The sequence below is a fragment of the Granulicatella sp. 20925_1_28 genome (genome assembly GCF_041433575.1).
In the GTDB taxonomy this organism is placed as follows: domain Bacteria; phylum Bacillota; class Bacilli; order Lactobacillales; family Aerococcaceae; genus Granulicatella.
Genome location: NZ_JAPWBS010000011.1, coordinates 42,027 through 48,026 on the forward strand (window position 1 = coordinate 42,027; position 6,000 = coordinate 48,026).

Genomic DNA, 6,000 nt, shown 5'->3' on the forward strand with positions numbered 1-6,000 from the left:
CTCGAAAGGAGCTTTCTTATGGAGCACGAATTAATTCCTTATAAAACAATGCCGACTTGGACGGCGACAACTTTACCCGAGCCCTTCCAAAAAATGCATAATACCAAAGTAGGGACTTGGGCACACCTCACGATTTTAGAAGGCGCGCTTACCTTCTATGAACTAGACGAAGACGGAAATATTTTATCCCAGCATCTCTTTACAAAAGATTCTGAAATCCCATTTGTCGAACCTCAAGCATGGCACCGCGTTTCTCCAGCAAGTGATGACTTGAAATGTTATCTGACTTTCTATTGCGCTCCTGAAGATTATTTTTCGAAAAAATACGACCTCACGCGTACACACTCAGAAGTGATTGAGGCAACACCGAAGTTTCCTAAAGGAAAGGTGCTCGATCTTGGAAGTGGCGAAGGAAGAAATAGCTTATACTTGGCGAAGAAAGGCTTCGATGTGACTTCGCTCGATATCAACTCGATGAGTCTTGCGAAATTATCTCAGATTGCGGAAGCAGAAGGGCTTAATATCGATATTCAACCTTATAATATTGAGAGCGCAGATATTCCAGGAGGACTCTATGACGTCATTATTTCAACAGTGGTCTTGATGTTTGTAGATCCGTATACAATTCCTGATGTGATTGAAAATATGCAATCCCATACGGCACCTGGCGGGTTCAACCTCATCGTAGCGGCCATGTCGACAGAAGACGCGCCATGTCCAGTGAACTTCCCTAAGACTTTTGCAAGCGGCGAATTGAAAGACTACTACACAGGCTGGACATTGCATAAATATAATGAAAACTTTGGCCAACTGCATAAAACGGACGAAAACGGCAATCGTATTAAAATGAGATTTGTGACCATGTTGGCGCAAAAATAAAGATGTGAGCAATCACAATATACTAAATAAAATACGAAAAAGGACATCAGCAAATTTGCTGATGTCCTTTCTTTTATCTTGTGTAGTTGGATGGGAAGACTCACATCCTGGTGTAGTTGAGCTCGCAATCGCAGAAATGGCGTGCGTTTCCCGAAACATCCGCGGAACGTTTCACGTCCCTTCCGGTGTTCCGGTCCAACGTTCCATTTCTGAGCGCGATTGCTCACATCCTATAGTTGAACTCGAAAAGGCAGAAACGACTTCCATAGAAGTTATTTGTACTTGCTATACAATTCCATGTTTATACGCATCCACTTCAACGCAGTGGTTTATTGACATTCTTTTCATCACTCGTGATTCAAGAATGTCTAATAAACTGTGTGGGCGAAAGACAACGAAGCAAAAAGAGCTCACACTGTGAGCTCTTTTTTGTCTTCTGTCTTTCTGCCTCGCATCCTGTTATTTGATATACAGCGTGTCACCTTTTAACACAAATGTTGTATCTTCAGTGATAGTTTCACCTGTTAAGACTAAGACGTCTTTTCCATCTTTTGTTTCATCAACAACTCGATATTCGCCGTCTTTTTTAACAACTAGCACATTATATTTTAAGTTTTTCTCTTCTTCTGTAGTAGGAATTACAAGTGCTTCTGTTACTCCTGTTAATTCAACTGCTTTTGAGAAATCATTGTTTTTAACAATATAGAATTTACCATCTTTTTTGACGATATTATATCCTTCTCCGATTTCTTTATTCATTTCAGCACTCTTCAACTCTTCTGATTCAGTTGTTGAGTTTTTGTCTTTAACGCTATCCGCTGCTTGTTTAATTTTAGCAGCAGCTTCGTTTAATTTATTTTGGTTATCTTGCAAGGCTTGTTGCACCACTTGAGAATTTTTCACTTGCTCTTGCTGCGCTTTTTGGCGTTCCTGTTTTGCTTGAAAACGTTGGAAACGTAAAAATGCATACACTGCAATAATCACAATCGAGATAATAGCGCTTAAAATACGACGTCCTTTATTATCCACTTATATTCACTCCTATAATAAGATAAGCTTATTTTATCATAAACCTGCTTTGTTTCCTATCCTATAAGCACCAAAAAAGCACTTCGGCATTGCTACCAAAGTGCTCAATTTTATAAATGATCTGTTCCAGGCGTTTCGAACGTCTGTGCAGAAGTTGTTTCTGTTGGTGTAGGAGCTGGTGTGTAAGACTCAATTTTCGTTAAATCAACGGTTGCTGTCGTAGACCCGTCACTCCATGGAATTTCATACGCTCTTCCAGAGTAAACCCAATTTTGTTTTCCAGCTTCTTGTGCTTTTGAAGATTGGTCCAATTGATCTTTCATCCACGCTAAAGCTTGTTCCAACGTTGCAAATTCTTGTCCCGTATTCCCTAACGGTTTCAATCGTTGTGGTGGTGTTGCTACTGTTTCTGAACTTGAAGTAACTGTAGGTGCTTCAGTTGGAGTTGCTTCTCTTGTCTGAGGACCATTTTCTGACTCTTCTCTTCTGCGTTCTTGGCTTGGAGTTGCCTGAGCAACATTTCCTTGAACTTCTCTTGTGTTCTTTTCTTCTTCAGTGACCACTTGTTTTTCTGTGGTTACAGATTCAGTTGTTGGCGCTTGAGTTGTCTCTTTCTTTTTCTCGGCGACTTCTTTCTTTTCAGTACTACTTGAAGGAGTTGACGAATTTGTCGGCGCACTTGTTTGTACTTCTACGACTTGAGTGACTTTTTGCATCGGACTCATCGCTTGTGAAATACCATATACACCTGCTAGCATCGCTAAAGATAGGCCTAACGTAATTCCCAATTGACTCGCTAAACCTAATGATTTAAAACCTTCTTGTATTTTCACTAAAAATGCTTTCATCGTCCATCCCCTTTCTCCTTTTATTTTTATTCAAACTATTATACCATATTTTTTCACATTTGTAGAATGAAAAATATATATTATCACAAATTTAATTATTATTGCAACAGTATCTAGCAACTTTGTTTGTGAAAAGTTATTAACAAAAATTTCACAATTTATTTTACCTATTTTTATGCACTTACATTATATATGAAAATTGTTTCAATTGCCAGACAATTCCACTACAAAGGCTTGCCATGGAGAAAGTTTGTAAGCGTGTAAATCTGTAACCTCATTTTCTGTATTAGCCACCAAAACCTTATTAAATCGGGCATCTACAGAGATTTCTTCCTCGGAATCTGATAAATTCACGACCGTTAACCATCTTTCTTCCCCAAGCGTGCGATAATATGCGAACACATTAGAAGACGTTTCAAGAAGCTCATAATCGCCCCAAACCACGATTGGATGGTCTTTTCTAAGATGAATGAGTTTTCGATACGTATGGAATACAGAGTCTGGATTTTGTAGCTCTGCTTCTACATTAATCTCTTTGTAGTTTGGGTTGAGAGCTAACCAAGGTGTCCCCGTTGTAAATCCCCCGTTCGCTTCGGCAGTCCACGGAATTGGTCTACGCGCATTGTCTCTCCCCTTTGCATTTAGAGATTCCATAATCGACTCAACGCTAAATCCTCTAGCAATACGATCATGATACATATTAATGGACTCAATATCATCCAACTCTTCTATGCTAGAAACTGGAGTATTCGTCAGTCCAAGCTCCTCGCCTTGATAAATATAAGGAGTTCCTTTCATCATATGTAGCAGAATGGCGAATGCCTTGGCACTGCGAACACGATATTCCTTATCATTTCCCCAGCGTGACACGATTCTTGGTAGATCATGGTTGTTCCAGAATAGTGAATTCCAACCTTCGTTTCCAAGTTCCGTTTGCCATTTTGAAAGAACCGCCTTTAATTCACTTACATCGAGCGGTTTAAGGTCCCACTTTTCTTTCCCTGGCTCATTGTCTAAGAGTGAATGTTCAAATTGGAAGACCATCGATAATTCATGACGCTCTGGGTTTGAATAGAGTTTCGCGATTTCTGGTGTCGCTCCCCATGTTTCCCCAACCGTCAATAAATCTTTATCTCCGAAGGTCGCCTCATTCATTTCTTGTAAATATTCATGCAATTTTGGTCCGTTTGAAGTAATCCCTTCTAATGGAATTTTCCCAATTAAATCAATTACGTCCATACGGAATCCGCCAACGCCCTTGTCAATCCAGAAATTCATCATGTCATAAACTTCATGACGCACTTTTTCATTTTCCCAGTTTAAATCAGGTTGTCTTTGACTAAATAAATGCAAGAAATATTGACCACTTGCTTCATCGTATTTCCATGCACTACCTAAAAAGACTGACTGTAATTCCGTCGGCACACCGCCATCTTCAGCAGGGTCAGCCCACACATAGTAATCACGGTATGGATTGTCTTTTCCTTTTCTTGACTCAATAAACCAATGATGTTCATCAGACGTATGGTTCACAACGAGGTCCATCACGATTTTAATCCCGCGTTTATCGGCTTCGGCAATCAATTCTTCCATATCCGCCATCGTTCCGAACTCGTCCATGATGTCTTCATAGTCAGAAATATCATAACCATTATCATCATTAGGTGACTTGTATACTGGAGAGAGCCAAATTGCTCCAATTCCTAGCGTGTGTAAATAATCGAGCTTCTCAATAATCCCTCTTAAATCACCAATTCCATCCCCGTTTGAATCCTTAAAACTACGTGGATAAATTTGATAAACGACGACTTCTTGCCACCAATGTTTTTCCATAACGCTCGCTCTTTTCTATATGAAGTATGTTCATCTCCATCATAGCCCTAAATCCGCATAAATACTATACGTTTTCGAATACTATTCCATTAAATTTGTATGACAAAAGTCAAAATAAAAAGGAGAAAAAACAGAAATTCTGCTCTTTCTCCACTTCTTAAATAAATCCTGCAAAAATTTGTGTGCCAATGAGAGTAATCATTCCCGAAATTACGATGGATAAACCACTCATCGCACCTTCGACTTCCCCTAATTGCATGGCACGTGCTGTCCCAATCGCATGGGAAGACGTTCCAATCGCAATCCCTTTTGCGACTGGATGCGTAATGCCTGTTACTTTACAGATGATTTCACAGAACATATTTCCTAGAACCCCTGTCAGGATAATCACCGCTACAGTAATTGTCACATAGCCACCTGCCTCTTGAGACAAGCCCATTCCAATGGCAGTCGTAATGGATTTTGGCAATAAGGTTACGTATTCTTCGTGCGTTAATTGGAAAAGCATTGATAACACCCAAACCGTGCAAAGACTCGTCAACACCCCTGCCGTAATCCCTGCAAAGATGGCACCTTTATGCTTTTTCAATTGTTCAATTTGCTGGTACAACGGAATCGCTAAGCAGACCGTTGCGGGCGTCAAGAGATAGCTTAAGTTATCCGCACTCGCATAATAGCTATCATAGTCAATATTAAAGACATTTAATACAATAATGACGAAAACAATCGCTACAAGTAGCGGATTGAAGATCGGCCATTTGTATCGGTCACGTAAAAATACGCCAATTTCAAAACCGATAATACTAATCACGAGCCCGATTGTTGCTGTATTAAGAACGAGTTGATTCACCATCTTGGGCTCCTTTCTCGAGGACGTATTGCGTTACTTTCCCCGAAACAATCATCACTACAAATGTTGTAATAATCGTGATGATGGATACTGGCACAATAATACGATGCAATTGATCCCACGACTCGATAATTCCAACGGCAGCCGGAATAAACATTAACGACATAATCTCGATTAAAAACGTTCCTGCTTGATATACTTTTTCAATTTTAACAACACCCGTCATTAATAAAGCCATCATTAAGACAAGTCCATAGATGCTTGCTGGAATTGGAAGAGGGATGTAATATTTCATGATTTCACCAATACAGGTCACAATCATAATCCAGCCAAACTGCTTAAAATATTTCATTAGATCTCCTTTAGTAAAAAAGCACCCTATTCAAGCCATGCTCGAATCGCGTGCAGGTCTCTATCATCTATAACATTTAGTCTGGAAAAGCTATCTCTTCCAACTTGCCCTCATAGTATATTCAAATGTACGGAAAGTCAACTACAACCCTGTGAACATTTGTTACTTTTAGTGTTCTAAATCTGTCCTGTTTACGTGAATCACTTTTC

The 6,000-nt window shown here is 39.6% G+C and carries 6 protein-coding genes; 1 reads left to right on the forward strand and 5 read right to left on the reverse strand.

What is annotated here, in order from left to right; genetic code table 11:
* Positions 1–18: 18 nt before the first annotated feature.
* The gene (gene tehB / locus O3793_RS06445) at positions 19–879 is read left to right on the forward strand and encodes an SAM-dependent methyltransferase TehB (protein WP_371446321.1); all 861 of its coding nucleotides are present in this window, start codon (positions 19–21) and stop codon (positions 877–879) included.
* Between the two features lie 459 nt (positions 880–1,338).
* Here the strand turns inward: tehB and O3793_RS06450 are convergent, their stop codons facing one another.
* The 5 genes from O3793_RS06450 to O3793_RS06470 form a co-directional block, all read right to left on the reverse strand.
* On the reverse strand, positions 1,339–1,908 hold the full coding sequence (locus O3793_RS06450; RefSeq protein WP_371446322.1) for a hypothetical protein: 570 nt from the start codon (positions 1,906–1,908) through the stop codon (positions 1,339–1,341).
* Positions 1,909–2,018: 110 nt separating this feature from the next.
* Entirely contained in the window at positions 2,019–2,756 is a 738-nt protein-coding gene (locus tag O3793_RS06455) for a hypothetical protein (RefSeq protein ID WP_371446323.1), read from the reverse strand.
* Positions 2,757–2,960: 204 nt separating this feature from the next.
* A complete protein-coding gene (locus tag O3793_RS06460) occupies positions 2,961–4,589 on the reverse strand; it encodes an alpha-glucosidase (protein WP_371446324.1) in 1,629 nt (542 codons plus the stop codon).
* A gap of 157 nt (positions 4,590–4,746) precedes the next feature.
* Positions 4,747–5,442, reverse strand: coding sequence for an LrgB family protein (locus tag O3793_RS06465; protein WP_371446325.1), 696 nt, complete (start codon positions 5,440–5,442; stop codon positions 4,747–4,749).
* Complete coding sequence (locus tag O3793_RS06470) at positions 5,420–5,791, reverse strand: CidA/LrgA family protein (RefSeq protein WP_048782867.1); 372 nt, start codon at positions 5,789–5,791, stop codon at positions 5,420–5,422. Before O3793_RS06470 ends, O3793_RS06465 begins: the two co-directional genes overlap by 23 nt.
* Positions 5,792–6,000 lie beyond the last annotated feature (209 nt).